The sequence below is a fragment of the Acinetobacter sp. 1294596 genome, assembly GCF_000582925.1.
Classification (GTDB): Bacteria; Pseudomonadota; Gammaproteobacteria; order Pseudomonadales; family Moraxellaceae; genus Acinetobacter; species Acinetobacter radioresistens.
In genome coordinates, this window is sequence record NZ_JFCC01000003.1 from 34305 (window position 1) to 50212 (window position 15908).

Here is a 15908-nt window from a genome sequence, read left to right on the forward strand (position 1 = left end):
GCAGTTCACTGCTGTTACATGGTAGTTATTTAAACAGCTCATTATGAGCTGGTATCAACTGAACTGATTACGGACATACCCGGACGCAAATCCTTAATTCCTGGCTGATTTGGATCAATTGCAATCCGTACCGATATACGCTGTACCACCTTGGTAAAATTGCCTGTAGCATTATCAGCCTTAATTACACTAAATTCTGAACCGGCTGCTGGAGCGATCCGTTCTACGCGACCAGTAAACTGACGATCATTCAAAGCATCTACTGTAAAACTTGCTTTCTGACCAACTTTCATATTGGCAATCTGGGTTTCTTTAAAGTTGGCAATAACCCAAGTCTGTTTTGGAATTAGAAATAACAGCTGTGAACCTGCAGCAACGTATTGCCCCACACGCGGGTTTACCTCCCCAAGCTGGCCGTCCATTGGAGCACTGATCAGACTATAATTTTGGGTGGTCTGAGCCTGTGCTTGTTGTGCCTGTGCATTTTTGACCTGTGCTTTCAGACCAATCTGGGCCACTTGAGCAGTTTTCAATGCTTCACGTGCGACCTCAACATTTGCCTCAGCCTGTCTAAGCTGTGCTTGTGCATTTTTTACATCAGCTGCGGCTCTATCCTGTTCTGTTTTAGAGGCAGCACCGCTATTACCAAGCTGCTGATAGCGCTGCAGCTGACTACGCGCCAGTTCATACTGTGCTTTGACCTGTTCTACCTGCGCCTGAGCTGCTGCAATATCGGCGCGGTGCTGGGCAATTGCCTGTTCTTGGTTAGCCAGATTATTTTCTGCCTGTTCTACCGCAGCTTCTGCCTGGACAACTTGTTCCCCATAAGTTTTTGCATCAATTCTCAGTAAAGGTTGCCCTTTTTTGACATAGTCAAAGTCTTTGACCATAACCTGCTGAATATAGCCATTAATTTGAGAAGACAAAATAGTTGTTTGCCCTTTAACATAGCTGTTATCAGTACGTTCGATTGCTGTATGAAACGGACCTAAACGCCAAGCCCATAAGATAATTGTAATACCAATAATTAAAACAAGCAGCATCCAGAATAAAGTGGAATGTCTGGTTGGAATCAGCTTGCTGGAAGGTTGAGGTGTAGCAGGGGCTTCAGTCTTTTCATGCTCAACCTGTTCAGATTGTGCTGCCGGTTCTGTCTGTTGATCAGTTTTATTTTGGTCTTCTGGCATGGATATAACTCAAATTCTGTTTTTATATCAAATTTTCATTTAACTTGCAGATTGTGTCTATGTCTGCATGCGTCTTGCAACAATCTTCATCCGGACAATAATAAACAGGCCCCAGATTAACAGTACTACAGCAAACAGCCCGTTCAGGGCAATAACATCATTATAGGCCCGGACTTGTGCTTCGCGGGTTACAACTTGATTCAAGTTTCGTAATGCTTGAGTTTGTGCGAGTACTATATCAGATGACTGAGCAGCTGTGGTTGCTTGGTACTGATGTAAACGCTGGCTAATCAGTGGATCGGTTCTGTCCATTTCTAAAGTAATTTCAGCTTTGTAGTTTTGGGTACGATGCTGTTGGTAGGTATTGAAAAATGAAGAACCGACCAGTCCGCCAAAAGTCTGAGTTGCAGAGAACAGCACAATGAAGGTAACGACATGCGATGGCCCTTGTGCTAGTGTTTTGGCAAAACCGGCCAGTAGCAGGGGGCCAATAAAAACACCACCTGCAAACCCAACCAGAAACTGACTGGTAAAGAAATTGGAAGGCCGTACCTCACTGGTCAGATGATAATCGAGACCACATGCCACCAGGATTAAAAACTCAGCCAGTACCAGATGTATAATAATTCGCTCTCTGGAAAAGGTTAGAGCGCTAAAAAGTGTACCGGACAAAATACCTGCTCCAATAACGATATACAGTGGCACAAACTGGTCTGGCCCCATACCTACCGTTTTTAAAAAACTGACAGCGGCATAACTTTGTTCCGACATGAGCAGACGAATAGCAAAAGCGCCCAGAATAAAATGTAAAATTGCCCCTGTACTCAACCAGCGCGTCATAATAAGCGGGTTGACCCGGTAGTGTTCATAAAGTAATCCGGCGACTAACAGGGTAAGACCAGCAATAAGCACATATGCCAGCCATTCACTATTAAACCACCACAAGATTGGTCCCTGAGTAAGTACTATACACAGGCAGGCAAAACCTGGAGCAAGTAATAAAAAGGTAAAAAAGTCCTGTTTTTCAAAAACATAAATTCTTAGACTGCGTGGTAATTTTAATGAAACTACCATTGCCAGACAGCAGATGGCTAACCCTAGTTCAAAAGTGTAAAGTACCATCCAGCTATGAGTATCGACCAGGTAAGGTGAAATAATCCAGGCTAGAGGCAAGCCAAGCTGCTGAAAACCAAAAGCAATATAAATACCTTTGGCCATATCTTCTTTCTTGAAAGCTTGCATAACATAATACATACCTAGAGAACTGAGCGGCGCGGCAGCCAGACCGGCAATAAAACGGGCAAAGAGAGCCATTTCATAGGTATGTACTAAAATATGCAGAATCAGAACTGCAATAAAAGCAATCAGCCCGACTTCTGAAAACAGACGTAAACCATATTGTTGTCGGGCTTTAAATAAAATCAGGTTTGAGCTGACATTAGCCATAACATAGGCTGCTGGTAGCCATGCCGCTTCTGATAGGGTTAAACCATATTCTCCCTGAATGATAGGTAGATTGGCAGTGATAAAGCCATTACTCAAGCTGGCCGCAATGGCTACAAATAATCCAATAAACAGATAAAGAAAACGCTTTGGGCGTGAGTGGGCGATTGCTGCTGGAGAACCAGGTAAGGTCGGGCGTTCATCCGGTGTCCAGTCCGGTGGAGTTTCTATAAAACGTGGTGTTTTATCCATACAGCTTCCCAGTTTTAGAACTCAAGGTTATAAACCTTAAGTTCCACTCATATTTCCCTATATTAAAGCGACCGCCAACTCTATAAATAAAGCTTCAAACAAAGAGTGAGCTTATTACAAGTCATAGCTTTCTCGCTAATTGAATTTTTAAGTATTAAAAATGATGGAGAGTTCGAATAGGCATATATTGAAAGCTATATACTGATATGTAAGTAAGTTTTTTGTTGAAACTTTAAAGCTTTAGTTAAATATAAGACACCATAGTATAAAAAGAAAACTGCATTTATACTTTTCAAAGGTGCAGTTTTGAGCATGCTCCCTATGGTTTTCTGCAAGTTCAAGGAAGGCTAAAGTAAATATAAGTTTTATATAAAAGTTTACTTATTCAGGCTGTTTGCTGAGCGATGACTGTTGTATTATTTTCAGTATGAAACAATAACAACAACAAAAAAGGAGTGCCAGTATGGAAAAGCAGTCCCCAATTTTTTATCTATTTGTATTAATGCTGCTGAGCGGATGCGGTCAAGATCAGTTGAATAAACCGGTAACTCAGACACCGCTCAGTATTGCAGGTACGCCTGTATATGAGCAGCATTACCGTTTGACAGATACACAAACAGCTAGGCCATAAGACAAATTATATCCTTACAAGAGAGTTAGCTGAAAAAGAAAGGAAGGTGGGCATATTGTCAGTACACGGTAGTGCCAACTAAAGAGTAAGAGATAAAAGATGAAAAGTGCTACGTCAGACTAATGAAGTATTGAAGTAGACGTCTTACCTCTATGCAAGGGTTTGTCTTATTTAAAACCTTACAAACCGGATAAAAAGGTCTTGTACTCGCCCAATATGCCCGAACTTTGAATATTGTCCTGTTTTTAAAAACAGATCAATAAAATAATCAAATGAGATCTACTTGCCAGTTTGATGCTTGAATTTCCAGATTGTTCTGACGTAATTTCTGACTGATCTGGTCGGCCTGTTTTTGTAGATCGCTGACAGAGACTACTTTTATCCAGCGAATTTCACTGGAACTGTATCGTGCAGATTCGCGCCGTGTACTGTCAATTGCCTGTTGAAGAATACGATGCTGACTAATCAGGAAATCCCGTTCATTTAAAACATCCAGTAAAGCTTTACCCTGAACGGTTTGGGCCTGGGCATTAGTCATGTGAATCCGTTTAATCAAATCATGCAGCTCGGTGTTGACTGCAAATGCTTCTTTTAGCAATTGCTCGGGGTCTTCACTGGGCTGGTCGCCTTCTTGTATCAGTACATTGTTATTAATACGTTGCTGCAAAGATGCAAGCTTGGTCTGTAAATCACTTCGCAGAATCAACGCTTCGGCAAGTTTCATGAGATAAAGTTATACTCTGCTATTTTCTTAATATAAAAATATTCTGAGTCTTTATTTAATACCATACAATTTCAGTTTGTATCTTGGCTGCTGTATATTTTCTAATAAATTGATAGACTAACCCTATACACTTCGCTATAAAGACCACAATTAAAGATTTCTCTCTAATGATTTGAGGACACGCTTGTGGAATCGTTATTTATTATAGGTTCAATTGCACTAGCTCTGATGCTGGGCGCAATAAGTCCGGGCCCAACATTTATTTATGTGGCAAAAAATTCAATTGCGATTTCACGTAAGCATGGCCTGTTTACTGCACTGGGCACAGGGACTGGCGCAGCATTGTTTGGTTTTCTTGCCGTCATGGGGTTACAAGCCATATTGCTGGCTGTGCCTTCGGCCTATTTTATTTTGAAAGTCTGTGGCGGTTTATATTTACTTTGGCTGGCTTATAAAATTATTAAGCATGCTAAAGAACCAATGGGTAGTACCTATGGATCTGTTCAACCGATGAGCTATGCCCAAGCTTATCGTTTAGGCCTGATTACACAGTTAAGTAATCCTAAAATTTCTATTATTTTAGCCAGTATTTTTACTGCACTCTTACCTAAAGAAATACCTCCCTATTTTTATGTGGTCTTACCTCTGCTGTGTTTCTTTATTGATGCTGGCTGGTATTCTCTGGTAGCTGTTGCACTATCTGCCGAGAAGCCACGTCAGGTTTATTTGAAGTTTAAAGCTATTTTTGACCGGATTGCTGGTGGTGTAATGACATTATTAGGTCTTAAATTAATTTTTGGGATGAAGTAATACTTTCTTTTTTTTATGAAATAATAAGGCTTGTTTAAAAAGCCCCTCACTTGAGGGGCTTTTATCTTATTTTCTACAGTTTGGTTGAGAAAGGTCAATCACTTGAGAGCCTTCTACACGGTAACCAATTTGACCAACAAGAAAAGCCTGATTTAATTGAGTGATAACTACATCAGAAAGCGCTACAGAGCATGGATTTTTTTCAATGGCACGATCAATAGCAGTTTTAAAGTTTGGTATGCCTAGTGGAAACAATATAACAGGTACTTTATCTTCACCTGTAACGCGTTCACCTTTAATAAACTGATTAGAGTTTAAGTTATAGTTTTTGGTTGAAGCAACCGTCATATCTGCAATACGCATCGTACAACCTGTAATTGCAATAGTTGATGCAGCTAGTGCAATTACTAATAGATTTTTCATATATTCCCCGAATAATTGTAATAAATAAAAAAGCGCAGGTATTTTTTAATAATTTAGAATAAATTTCAATAAATTAATTATACTTTTAAATAAAAAGGCCTCTATAGTTGCTATAAAGACCTTATGCAGTTTAAGTGTTGAGTGTTAAGACACTTTATCACCCGGTTTAGCACCATTCTCAGGTGAAATTACCCACACACCTTCGCCATTACCTGCCGCCAGAACCATCCCGTTAGAAACACCAAAACGCATTTTACGTGGGGCCAGGTTTGCCACCATAACAACTAATTTACCTTTAAGATCTTCAGGTTGGTAAAACTCACGAATTCCACTAAATACATTTCGCGGTTCAGTTTCGCCAACATTTAAGGTAAGTTGAAGAAGCTTATCAGACTCTTCTACATGCGCAGCTTCTAAAACTTCTGCTACACGCAGGTCAACTTTTATAAAGTCTTCAATACCAATAATGTCTGCTTCACCGACTTGAGCTTCAGCTTTTTTCTCTTTGGCTTTTTCTTTTTTCTTCTCTACTTTAGCAGGCTCTGCCACAGGTGCTCCTAATGACTCTTTAGATGCATCAACCATTGCTGTAACTGCTTTTGGATCAACGCGTTGCATCAGCGGCTGGAATAATTCAATTTCATGATTTACCAGTATCTGCTTACGGGATTCAAAGTTAAAACTGTCAAGCTTCAAAAAGTCTTGAACCTGTTGAGCTAATACTGGAAGTACGGGCGCCAAGTAAATTGCCAGTTGGCGGAACAGGTTAATACCAACAGAACATACATTATGAACTTGAAGCTCTTCACCTTCAATTTTCGCAAGCGCCCAAGGTTTTTTCTCATCAATATACTGATTTGCACGGTCAGCCAAGGCCATGATTTCACGAATAGCAGTCGAGAATTCACGGGCTTCATAAGCCTTCGCAATCGAATCGCCAGCTTCAATAAAACTCTGTACCAGCTCAGGTTCAGCACATTCAGCAGATAGTTTATGATCAAATTTAGTATTAATAAACTTGGCACAGCGGCTGGCAATATTAACCACTTTTCCAACTAGGTCAGAATTTACCTTCTGAATAAAATCGTCCATGTTAAGGTCGGAATCTTCTACTTTGTCTGAAAGCTTTGAAGCAAAATAATACCGCAGGTATTCAGGATTTAAATGTTCCAGATACGTTTCTGCTTTAATAAAGGTCCCACGAGATTTTGACATTTTCTGCCCATTGACAGTCAGAAAGCCGTTTACAAATAAACCTGTAGGGGTACGATAGTTAGCACCTTCAAGCATGGCAGGCCAAAACAGGGCATGGAAATAAACGATATCTTTTCCAATGAAGTGATATACCTCATTTTCAGAATCTTTTTTCCAGAAATCATCAAAATTTAAATCTGGGCGTTTGGTCTGGATATAGTTTTCAAAACTCGACATATAGCCAATCGGTGCATCTACCCAAACGTAGAAGTATTTATCCGGTGCATCTGGAATTTCGAAACCAAAATAAGGCGCATCACGGGAAATATCCCAGTCTGAAAGCCCTGCATCAAACCATTCATCTAACTTGTTGGCAATTGAAACCGGTAAACGTCCTGAATCACGAGTCCATGTCTGCAGATATTCTGAAAAGTTAGGTAATTTAAAAAAGTAATGATCTGAAGATTTCTCTACTGGTGTCGCGCCGCTTAAAGTTGATTTTGGATTAATCAGCTCAGTTGCATTATAGGTCGTTCCACATGCTTCACACGAGTCACCGTATTGGTCTTCCGTTTTACATTTTGGGCAGGTACCTTTAATGAAACGGTCTGAGAGGAACATGCCTTTTTCAGGGTCAAATAGCTGAGTAACCGGGCGAACCGCAATATTTCCAGCTTCACGGTTTTTAATATAGATTTCTTGAGAGCGTGCTTTATTCGTGTCGCTATTGGTAGAGTCATAATGATCAAAGTGAACCCCAAAGCCATTAAAGTCACGAATGTGTTCTTTTTGCACATTGGCAATCTGTTCTTCCGGTGTAATGCCATTTGCCTCGGCACGTAACATAATTGCTGTACCGTGAGCATCATCTGCGCAGACATAAGTCACGTCATGGCCCATTGCACGCATAGCACGAACCCAGATATCCGCCTGGATATAGCCAAGTAAGTGTCCCATATGGATGGGGCCATTAGCGTAGGGAAGGGCGTTAGTGACTAAGATATTACGCACGGATTGACTCTCTCATTCGTATTCATTATTTAAGACGGTCAATTTTACCTGATGAGCGAAGGAAAACAAAGCAAGGCTTTATTTAACAGTAAGTCTCACGCTGTAGTTAAGTAAAGAAAGAAAAATGAGTTTTTAAAGAAAATAAGACCAAATTTTTATTTGATGAATAAAGGCAGAGATAATTAAAAAGAATTGAATAGAACTAGATTTAGAAAAAAATTAGAAACCAACAGCTATAAAGCTGACTAAATTACTTGGAAATTAGAGGCTTTTGTCTGTCTGGCACAGAACAGCTCTTAACCTTCACGACACTTACAGGTAAACTAACCCTATTCAGCAGAAATGGTCCGGTTTGGAGTCAAAGTTATGTCATGGTTTTCTTCATTAAAATCAGTATTTTCACCAGCTAAAGGGGTGAAGGAAGAAGAAATCCAGCAGGTACTGCAAAATTATGTGCTGCCGCATTCTAATAACCGTTTGCAGGACCGTATTACGCAGTTGCAATTGCATGAGGCAACCCTGCAACTGACCATTAAAACATATCCTGAAGAAAAGCCTTATTTACAGCAATTACATGATGAACTGGCTGACCAGTTAGAAAAATGCGGATTGCAAGAACTGAACCTGCATGTAATTCAACAAAAAAATAATCTCGCAGCTGCGGCCCCTGCTCAAGACAGCCAGAGTGAGAAAAATTCTTTACCGCCGGTAGTGGATGCTTCAGCTCAAGTCAGTCCTAATACTGCGCCTGACAATGACCCGAATAATCCACCTATTGAAAAAGCTGCGCCCCAGCAACGCGATGTACCAAAACATTCACGTATTCAGAATATTATTCTGGTCTCTTCTGGAAAAGGTGGGGTAGGCAAGTCTACAACAACTGTTAATCTGGCGTTAGCATTACAGAAACTGGGCTTAAAAGTTGGAGTACTGGACGCCGATATTTATGGGCCGAGTATTCCGACTATGCTTGGCAATGCTGGACATACGCCTCTTATTGAAGCAGAAAATTTTGTTCCTCTTGAAGCCTATGGCATGGCCGTACTTTCAATCGGCCATTTAACCGGAGATCACAATACACCTGTAGCGTGGCGTGGTCCCAAAGCTACAGGCGCACTGATGCAGCTATTTAACCAGACTTTATGGCCTGAACTGGATGTACTGGTAATTGATATGCCACCTGGAACAGGGGATATACAGCTTACATTGGCTCAGCGTATTCCAGTAACAGGTGCTGTAATTGTAACTACACCCCAAAATGTAGCATTAATGGATGCCACTAAGGGAATCGAACTGTTCAATAAGGTACAAATTCCGGTGTTAGGTGTAATCGAAAATATGTCTACACATATCTGCTCAAATTGTGGTCATGAGGAACAGATTTTCGGTACAGGTGGAGGTGACCAGTTGGCAGATCAGTACCAGATCTCGCTGCTTGGGCGTCTTCCACTCAATGTTCAGATCCGTGAAAATGCCGATGCCGGTAAACCTTCTGTAATTGCAGAGGATGAGGCAGCTGAAAGTTATATTGAAATTGCCAGAAAAATTGCTGAAAAACTGCCTCAACATAGTCGAGATGAGAAGCGCATCTTCTAATTTCGATATTCTGAAAGCAAAGCCTTCTTGATACGGCAGGGGGAAGTTCAAGAAGGTTTTGTTGCTTAATATTTTAAAATAACTAAAATTAATTAAGTATTTACTCTAGAGTGACTGCCAAGTCAATTTGGAAATTTTCGCCGTTTTTATCATTTTTTCTTTACTAGCTCCCCGCTAAGCTCTCAGCTGTTTTTTTAACTGTTATTTTTAGAGCTAATCTTATGAAAACTCTCCTGAAAGTTTTACCTCTCTCTTTAGGTATACTAGTCGCGGCTGCTCCTATAATAAGTTCTGCTACAGTAGTTTATACTCCTTCATTTCCTGCTTCGAAAAAAACTGTGCCTGTTCAGGCAGCTGAGGTACAAAATACAGGAATTACTACAGAAGCAGCTGCTTAATATTTCAACTACCTAGTTATAAATAAAAAAGGATCAGAGCTGATCCTTTTTTATTTATAGTCTTTCGAACAGAAGAAGTGACTCAAGCGTTCTATTTGTATTTTTTCTTACAAATTATTGTATTTAAAATATTTATATAAATAACACTCGGTGGTAAATTCTATTTTATAAAGGCTCCTAAAATTATATTTTGCGAGTGTTTATAAACTCCTTTAATCTTCGCTCACTCAATAGTGAGGTGACTCTATGATTTCATGGCTTTTTATTGGCCTAGTGGCAAGCGTGCTGCTTACACCAGGACCGACAAATACTCTACTAGCCTCTTCTGGAATCCGGCTTGGGGTGCGACGTTCTGCACGTTTAATTCCAGCAGAAGTTTTAGGTTATATTATTGCCATTACTGTCTGGGGCACCTTGATTGATACAGTATCAGCTACCCTGCCGATCCTGCCAACTTTATTAAAGCTTTTAAGTGCGTTTTATATTATTTTTCTGGCAGTTAAACTATGGAAAACTGCAAATGTACAGCTTGATCTGAATCAGCCTGCGATTCGTCCTCGTGAGCTATTTGTAGCGACTCTACTTAATCCTAAAGCTTTATTGTTTGCTTCAGCTATTTTTCCGGTTGCTGCATGGGTCAACTGGTCTATCTATGCTGTGCATATGGGAGTTTTTCTGGCTCTTATTGTGCCGATTGCATTATTCTGGACTTTTATTGGCTCAAGTTTGAATACTCCAAAAGTCCGGTGGTTAAATCAGCGTAATCTACAGCGAACGGCTTCCTTGATTCTGGTCAGCTTTTCTATTCCACTAAGCTACTCGGCTTTACTGAGTCTGTAATAATATTCAACATGCATACGTGTCAAGGCTTGTAGCTGATCTTGTTTTCATTGTGACAGATTTAAGTTAAAGTACAGCGCAATAATTGATTTTCAGTATTTTTGGATAGAAACAAGATGGCTATTAAGTCTGATCGTTGGATTCGCGAAATGAGCGAAAAACACGGCATGATTGAACCGTATGCAGAAAACCAGGTCCGCCTCGATGAAAATGGTCAAAAACTGATTTCTTACGGTGTGTCCAGCTATGGCTATGATGTTCGCTGTGCACGTGAGTTTAAAGTTTTTACAAATGTCCATTCTGCAATTGTTGATCCAAAAAATTTCGATGATAAAAGTTTCATCGATATTGAATCAGATGTCTGTATTATTCCACCTAACTCGTTTGCTTTGGCCCGTACGGTAGAGTATTTCCGTATTCCACGCAATGTACTAACAATTTGTCTGGGTAAATCCACCTATGCACGCTGCGGTATTATTGTTAATGTCACACCACTTGAGCCAGAGTGGGAAGGCCATGTTACGTTAGAATTTTCAAATACTACCAATTTGCCAGCGCGTATTTATGCAGGTGAGGGTGTTGCTCAGATGCTGTTTTTTGAAAGTGATGAAGTGTGTGAAACTTCTTATAAGGATCGTGGCGGAAAATATCAGGGGCAACGAGGTGTGACTTTGCCAAAAGCATAATTCAGGTTTCATTTATAAGTAGGCGGATCATTTGAATCCGCCTATTTTTTTACAATTCATTCATCGGAAACCATGTCTTTCAAGGCTATTTTTTTTGCAATTACATTTATATTCAGCATAATTAACTTTAAAAGATCTAGGTATAAGTACTGTTATAGCAATAATTGAATAAAGCTAGAAATACCAAGATATCGAGGAATAAAAATAAATGATGCGGAGCATCAGATAAAAAGGAAGACCGAGATGATTCATCATTGGAAGACTACAGGATTTCGTATGTCCTGTTTGGCCGCTATGGCCGGCTTATGCTTGACCCAAACTGGTTATGCACTTGAATCCTTGTCTGATGACCGTTTAGCTGAAACAACAGGAGAGGGAATAGCACTTCTTCCCGAGAATTTTAAAATGGTCTTTCAGGGACCCAATGATCAGTCGGCAGCTTCAAGTTATAACCGTTCAAATATTACCGATGCAGCCAAGTATGATACAGGTTTCATCCGAATCATTCCGACGGGTGAGAACTATGAACAACTTAAACTGACCGCCGCCCAAGCCGCAGCAATGCATAATAAAGCAGACATTTTTATCTACGGTCTGGCCTTATCAAAATCCAATTCAGACTTGAACCAGAGGTTCAGTAATCAGGGATTTAACTGGGGAGATGCTGCAAATCCATGGTTATTCCGTGCTGGAACAGCGACCAATATTAAACAGTTCGCTGCAAAAAATCCTTCTGGTGATATCAGCTATCTGGCTCTAGAAGCTCCCCTGGTTAAAGTTGATGCCGATGAATCAGATAATAATATCAAGCTGGGTTTCTGGCTGGATGCTTTTTCACGCTCTTGGGATTCCTCTAATACATTAAATCCGATTACGGGAGCACCGATTCCCAAGCCAACTGCTGATGGAAATGATCAGGATCTTGATAGAAATCAAAGACTGCGGATGCAATTCGTAGCAAATGGCCTGAGCCTAAATGGATCTCAAGTCCGTTTATTTCAGACTCAAGCTTCAGACAATACCCAGCATAACCAGTCACTTGGTATGGCTAATATTATCCGGTTGAATACCAATGATAACCCATCCACTCTCAAGATAAGTGACTCAGAAACCAGCCGCAATGCTAAAGCTATACGTTTGAGTACAGCAGCTATTCAGGAGGGTACGGCAGCTACACCAGCTTTGGATAAATCTTTCGCGCCAATTTTTAATGATCAGGAAGGTTTATATCTGTACAGTCCAAACCTTAATCTGGTCTTGGGTAATATGTACCAGCCTTTTGTTCTAGGTTCTGAAGGAAACAATATTATTCTTGAGGTCACCCGCATTCCGAATGTGCCGGAAATCTATAGCCAGATTTATACTTTTTATAATGATACAGATAAAGATACCAAGCTTGAGGGTGCTTTAACCGCAGCTTCTTTTAAGGGCTCAACCTGTAATGTGGCTTATTGCGGTTCGAATTTATCTGATGTTAAAGCCAGTACCTCAACTATTAAATATCAGGGCACAAATGCTACTCATAGCAGTATCTCGATTGGTAGCGTAACACGTGATTCAACTACAAATTTACTTAAAGCAAATACTGATAGTAATGCTACAGGTGTGGTATTCAGAGGACCATCCAATACGATGACTAATTTAGGCTCTGCGGTGATTGACGGGGTCATGATACAGCATCTTAAATTCAAGACGACCGGACTATAGGAGAAGTATATGTTAAATAAATTTAATTTATTATGTGCTTTAGTCCTTTCATCTACAGCCCAAGCAGAACTTATAACTCTCGATAATGAGGCATTGTTGAATATTACAGGTCAGGGGGGAGCTGATTTAAGCTGGACACTGTCGTTAAACCATCAGTATGCAAATAATATGAGTCTTAAAAATATTTCTGAATATGATCCACAGGGAACTGTAACTCAGGCTTTTTATTCTTATCAATGTGTTTCAGATATTTTATGTCGATTCGCTTTTTCACCCAACAACCATACCGAAAACGGCAGTCAAAAATGGCTGGTATTTAAACAGTTACAGGGTACTCTTCAAATAGATAAATTCTCTTTAGATGGTTCTACAATTCTAAACCGGGAGGGTGAACCGCAAACTGCACTGCAACTTACTTTTTATGATGACCATCCGTTAAAAGTCCGTAATTTGGGCTTTAAAAGTCTTGCAGTAGAAAGCGGAAGTGAAGGGTATCTAAATGATAAAAAGTATACAACTTACGATGGCGGCAAGCTGGTTCCGAGATTTGATCAAGGAGGGGAACAAGGCTTTATGGGAGTGAACATGCATGGGAACCTGCATATGTCAGGTAATCTGAAGATTTTCAGTTATAACTGTGCGGGCACAACGACAAGTCGCTGTTAAAAGAAAAGAGAGCTCATCAATAAAGGATGTTGAAATGAGAAAAATAACAAAATTAAAGTGGCTCAGTGTCTGTATATTTATGGCACAGCATTCTTATGCATTGCAGCAACTTTCTGATACGTCATTAAGTACAGTCACCGGTCAGGATGGTATTTCTATTACTCATGAAGTATCTAAAGTGGTTATTGATCAAGCAAACTGGGTAGATTATTCCAACACTGGAAAAATGAAACTAGGTCTACATAATGTCAGAGTAGAGGGAATCCACCAGCAGAATATCAAAAGTACTTTAGATATTGATGTCGGAAAAACTGAGCGGGGCATAGGAATAAAAATACAGGGCAGTATTTCACCTTTTCAGGCGACTGTCGAAAAACTGATGCTGATCTGTGATACTAGTTGCACGAACACCGTGGCTCAACAAAACCTGGGTTCCTTGAGCCTCGCGACTATCTCGCCACTTATTTTTAATCTGGAAACAACAGCGGGCCTGTTTAACCGTGACGAGAAAGCTCATCTGGATTTCAGACTACAAAATGCCAGTATTGGTTATGGCTTTAATGGCCATAATCTGACCTTGAAAGATTTAAATTTTAATATTTCAGCGGATGGATATATGTATATCGACCCGACAGAAGGAATTGTACTGGCCACAAAAAGTAAAAATGGAGCTACAGATCATGTAATTGAACTGGGCCGGGTTTCTGATCTAACTGATGTTCATTCAAGCCGGAGTGATGCTACTAACCCTGGAGTAAACCTGGATTTACGTTACGGTTCTGATCTTGCTAACCAGAAAAACCTGATCCGTATGGGAGCATCAGGTGCTTTAACCAATGGTAAGATTTTTCTAAATGCTGACCAGACAGGACTGGCAAATTTTAATACAGTTAATGCTACAGATTTGAAAGAAACAACACGTAAAGCACAAGGGTATGATACCAAAGGTGGATTACACTTAGGACTGGCAGCAGAGTTTACCCGTCAGGGAAATCCATTACTTACTGCTAATCATCAGGCTACAACTCTTGAGCTAGGTCATACGGGTAAAGGCAGTTATGCGATCGAATTTTCTAACTTGTCTCCCTTGGCCATTCGCAATGCAAATAGTATAACTGCTTACAACACCCAAAATGCTTATATAGACTTGGGTGATATCTATATTAATGCTGGCCAGACACCTACATTAAGTTTTATCATTAATGAAAATATGAGAAAGGTATTAGGTGAAACAGCAACTGAACTGGTCTATAACATAGTGCCATCCGGTACTACACAAAACATTGCCTTACTGGCTATGCGTGGTATGGACTTTCAGGCGATTGCCCGTAAAGCAAGATTCATTTCTGATAATTCTATAGCAGCATTAACCAATCAAAGTGCGGAATGGGGTATTGGTATTCCTATTTTTAACTTAAATACCAATCTTGCCCTATTTTCTAAGGATTATAGTTATCACGGAAGCAGCAAAGCCGGGTTAGGCTATAACCTGGCTTTGTCTACAGAAGGTTATGGCATTGACCAGAAAACTAATACACCTAGTACTACCTCGCTTATTATTGTTGATGGCGCAAGAGGTTCGCATGGTGAAGAAGTAAATTATTATGCAGGTTTCAGAAATATAGATGCGTATTTAAAATCTGATGGTGTCATCGGATTTGAAGATGAAGGAATCTATATTAAGGCTGACCACTTGTTACTCGCTGCTAAAGCAGAAGTCGCAATTGGCCAGTTACCTGGCTCTTTATATAACTGTCCGGCTGGGGTAACGAGCTGTGATAAAAAGGTAGTACCCATTGATAACTTTGCTCGCAAAAATGATGTTTTAACCTCGTTGGCATTTAAACTGGATGGTAATGGTGAGTTATTTATTATTCCGGGTGTTAACCCGACTGAAGGAAATCTGGATAGCAATTTTTTAACTCTAAAGGCAAATTTCGATTTTAGCGAGTTAAATACTTCACAAAAGCAAGATCCTTCAGTGCTAGGAAGCTATGTAAGTCTGATTAATGAAGACATAAGGCCAGATGGTACGTTTAAAACTTCAAGCATAAATATCAATAAAATGCAGGGTAGTGTCGGTCTTGAATCTAGAGTCTATGTAAAGCAGGATACCGTGAAGGTAGACAGTCAAATACAGTTTAACCCGGCTTCTACATTAATGAGTCCTGGACAAGTTAATACATTGAATACGGGTAAGATTTTTAAAGCAGAGATGGCGATGTCCCCTTCAGGTAGCATGCAAAAGATTGCAGACCTTGCAATTACGGGTGGCACCATGCGTAGTACTTTAGGTATTACGCCACGCTAGATTATAAAAAGAACAGATAAGGAAAGATA

At 40.1% G+C, this 15908-nt stretch carries 14 protein-coding genes; 9 read left to right on the forward strand and 5 right to left on the reverse strand.

What is annotated here, in order from left to right; genetic code table 11:
- Window positions 1-41: 41 nt before the first annotated feature.
- On the reverse strand, window positions 42-1187 hold the full coding sequence (locus J502_RS02315) for an HlyD family secretion protein (RefSeq protein WP_034682972.1): 1146 nt from the start codon (window positions 1185-1187) through the stop codon (window positions 42-44).
- A 57-nt stretch (window positions 1188-1244) separates the two neighbouring features.
- Window positions 1245-2882, reverse strand: a complete 1638-nt coding sequence (locus tag J502_RS02320; protein WP_034682974.1) for an MFS transporter — start codon at window positions 2880-2882, stop codon at window positions 1245-1247.
- A 463-nt stretch (window positions 2883-3345) separates the two neighbouring features.
- On the opposite strand from J502_RS02320, the gene J502_RS16895 reads away from it, so the two are divergent.
- Window positions 3346-3513: an NF038215 family lipoprotein gene (locus J502_RS16895; RefSeq protein WP_005018716.1), complete on the forward strand. Its 168-nt coding sequence runs from the start codon at window positions 3346-3348 to the stop codon at window positions 3511-3513.
- A 268-nt stretch (window positions 3514-3781) separates the two neighbouring features.
- Here the strand turns inward: J502_RS16895 and J502_RS02325 are convergent, their stop codons facing one another.
- Window positions 3782-4237 (reverse strand): DIP1984 family protein, encoded by a 456-nt coding sequence (locus J502_RS02325; RefSeq protein ID WP_005027650.1) that lies wholly within the window; start codon window positions 4235-4237, stop codon window positions 3782-3784.
- A 186-nt stretch (window positions 4238-4423) separates the two neighbouring features.
- Here J502_RS02325 and J502_RS02330 point away from each other — a divergent pair, with 186 nt between their 5' ends.
- The gene (locus J502_RS02330) at window positions 4424-5047 is read left to right on the forward strand and encodes a LysE family translocator (protein WP_005027647.1); all 624 of its coding nucleotides are present in this window, start codon (window positions 4424-4426) and stop codon (window positions 5045-5047) included.
- Between the two features lie 66 nt (window positions 5048-5113).
- Here the strand turns inward: J502_RS02330 and J502_RS02335 are convergent, their stop codons facing one another.
- The gene (locus tag J502_RS02335) at window positions 5114-5470 is read right to left on the reverse strand and encodes a hypothetical protein (protein WP_005027645.1); all 357 of its coding nucleotides are present in this window, start codon (window positions 5468-5470) and stop codon (window positions 5114-5116) included.
- A gap of 144 nt (window positions 5471-5614) precedes the next feature.
- Entirely contained in the window at window positions 5615-7675 is a 2061-nt protein-coding gene (metG, locus tag J502_RS02340) for a methionine--tRNA ligase (protein WP_034682977.1), read from the reverse strand.
- Window positions 7676-8041: 366 nt separating this feature from the next.
- Between metG and apbC the strand changes: the two genes are divergently transcribed.
- From apbC to J502_RS02370, 7 genes are all read left to right on the forward strand, one after another.
- Window positions 8042-9271, forward strand: a complete 1230-nt coding sequence (gene apbC, locus J502_RS02345; protein WP_034682980.1) for an iron-sulfur cluster carrier protein ApbC — start codon at window positions 8042-8044, stop codon at window positions 9269-9271.
- Between the two features lie 221 nt (window positions 9272-9492).
- Window positions 9493-9669, forward strand: coding sequence for a hypothetical protein (locus J502_RS16900; protein WP_171072008.1), 177 nt, complete (start codon window positions 9493-9495; stop codon window positions 9667-9669).
- Window positions 9670-9915: 246 nt separating this feature from the next.
- On the forward strand, window positions 9916-10509 hold the full coding sequence (locus J502_RS02350; protein ID WP_005018736.1) for a LysE family translocator: 594 nt from the start codon (window positions 9916-9918) through the stop codon (window positions 10507-10509).
- Window positions 10510-10625: 116 nt separating this feature from the next.
- Window positions 10626-11195: a dCTP deaminase gene (gene dcd / locus J502_RS02355; RefSeq protein ID WP_005018739.1), complete on the forward strand. Its 570-nt coding sequence runs from the start codon at window positions 10626-10628 to the stop codon at window positions 11193-11195.
- A gap of 243 nt (window positions 11196-11438) precedes the next feature.
- Complete coding sequence (locus J502_RS02360; protein ID WP_005406624.1) at window positions 11439-12902, forward strand: hypothetical protein; 1464 nt, start codon at window positions 11439-11441, stop codon at window positions 12900-12902.
- 9 nt (window positions 12903-12911) lie between these two features.
- Window positions 12912-13568: a hypothetical protein gene (locus J502_RS02365; protein ID WP_005406836.1), complete on the forward strand. Its 657-nt coding sequence runs from the start codon at window positions 12912-12914 to the stop codon at window positions 13566-13568.
- A gap of 34 nt (window positions 13569-13602) precedes the next feature.
- Window positions 13603-15879 (forward strand): DUF6160 family protein, encoded by a 2277-nt coding sequence (locus tag J502_RS02370; protein ID WP_034682983.1) that lies wholly within the window; start codon window positions 13603-13605, stop codon window positions 15877-15879.
- Window positions 15880-15908 lie beyond the last annotated feature (29 nt).

Bases quoted from the DNA above. Each gene is read 5' to 3' on its own strand.
- apbC (WP_034682980.1), top strand. From the start codon at position 8,042: ATGTCATGGTTTTCTTCATTAAAATCAGTATTTTCACCAGCTAAAGGG.
- J502_RS16900 (WP_171072008.1), top strand. From the start codon at position 9,493: ATGAAAACTCTCCTGAAAGTTTTACCTCTCTCTTTAGGTATACTAGTC.
- J502_RS02360 (WP_005406624.1), top strand. From the start codon at position 11,439: ATGATTCATCATTGGAAGACTACAGGATTTCGTATGTCCTGTTTGGCC.
- J502_RS02320 (WP_034682974.1), bottom strand. From the start codon at position 2,882: ATGGATAAAACACCACGTTTTATAGAAACTCCACCGGACTGGACACCG.
- J502_RS02315 (WP_034682972.1), bottom strand. From the start codon at position 1,187: ATGCCAGAAGACCAAAATAAAACTGATCAACAGACAGAACCGGCAGCA.
- J502_RS02370 (WP_034682983.1), top strand. From the start codon at position 13,603: ATGAGAAAAATAACAAAATTAAAGTGGCTCAGTGTCTGTATATTTATG.
- J502_RS02350 (WP_005018736.1), top strand. From the start codon at position 9,916: ATGATTTCATGGCTTTTTATTGGCCTAGTGGCAAGCGTGCTGCTTACA.
- J502_RS02365 (WP_005406836.1), top strand. From the start codon at position 12,912: ATGTTAAATAAATTTAATTTATTATGTGCTTTAGTCCTTTCATCTACA.
- J502_RS16895 (WP_005018716.1), top strand. From the start codon at position 3,346: ATGGAAAAGCAGTCCCCAATTTTTTATCTATTTGTATTAATGCTGCTG.
- J502_RS02325 (WP_005027650.1), bottom strand. From the start codon at position 4,237: ATGAAACTTGCCGAAGCGTTGATTCTGCGAAGTGATTTACAGACCAAG.
- J502_RS02335 (WP_005027645.1), bottom strand. From the start codon at position 5,470: ATGAAAAATCTATTAGTAATTGCACTAGCTGCATCAACTATTGCAATT.
- dcd (WP_005018739.1), top strand. From the start codon at position 10,626: ATGGCTATTAAGTCTGATCGTTGGATTCGCGAAATGAGCGAAAAACAC.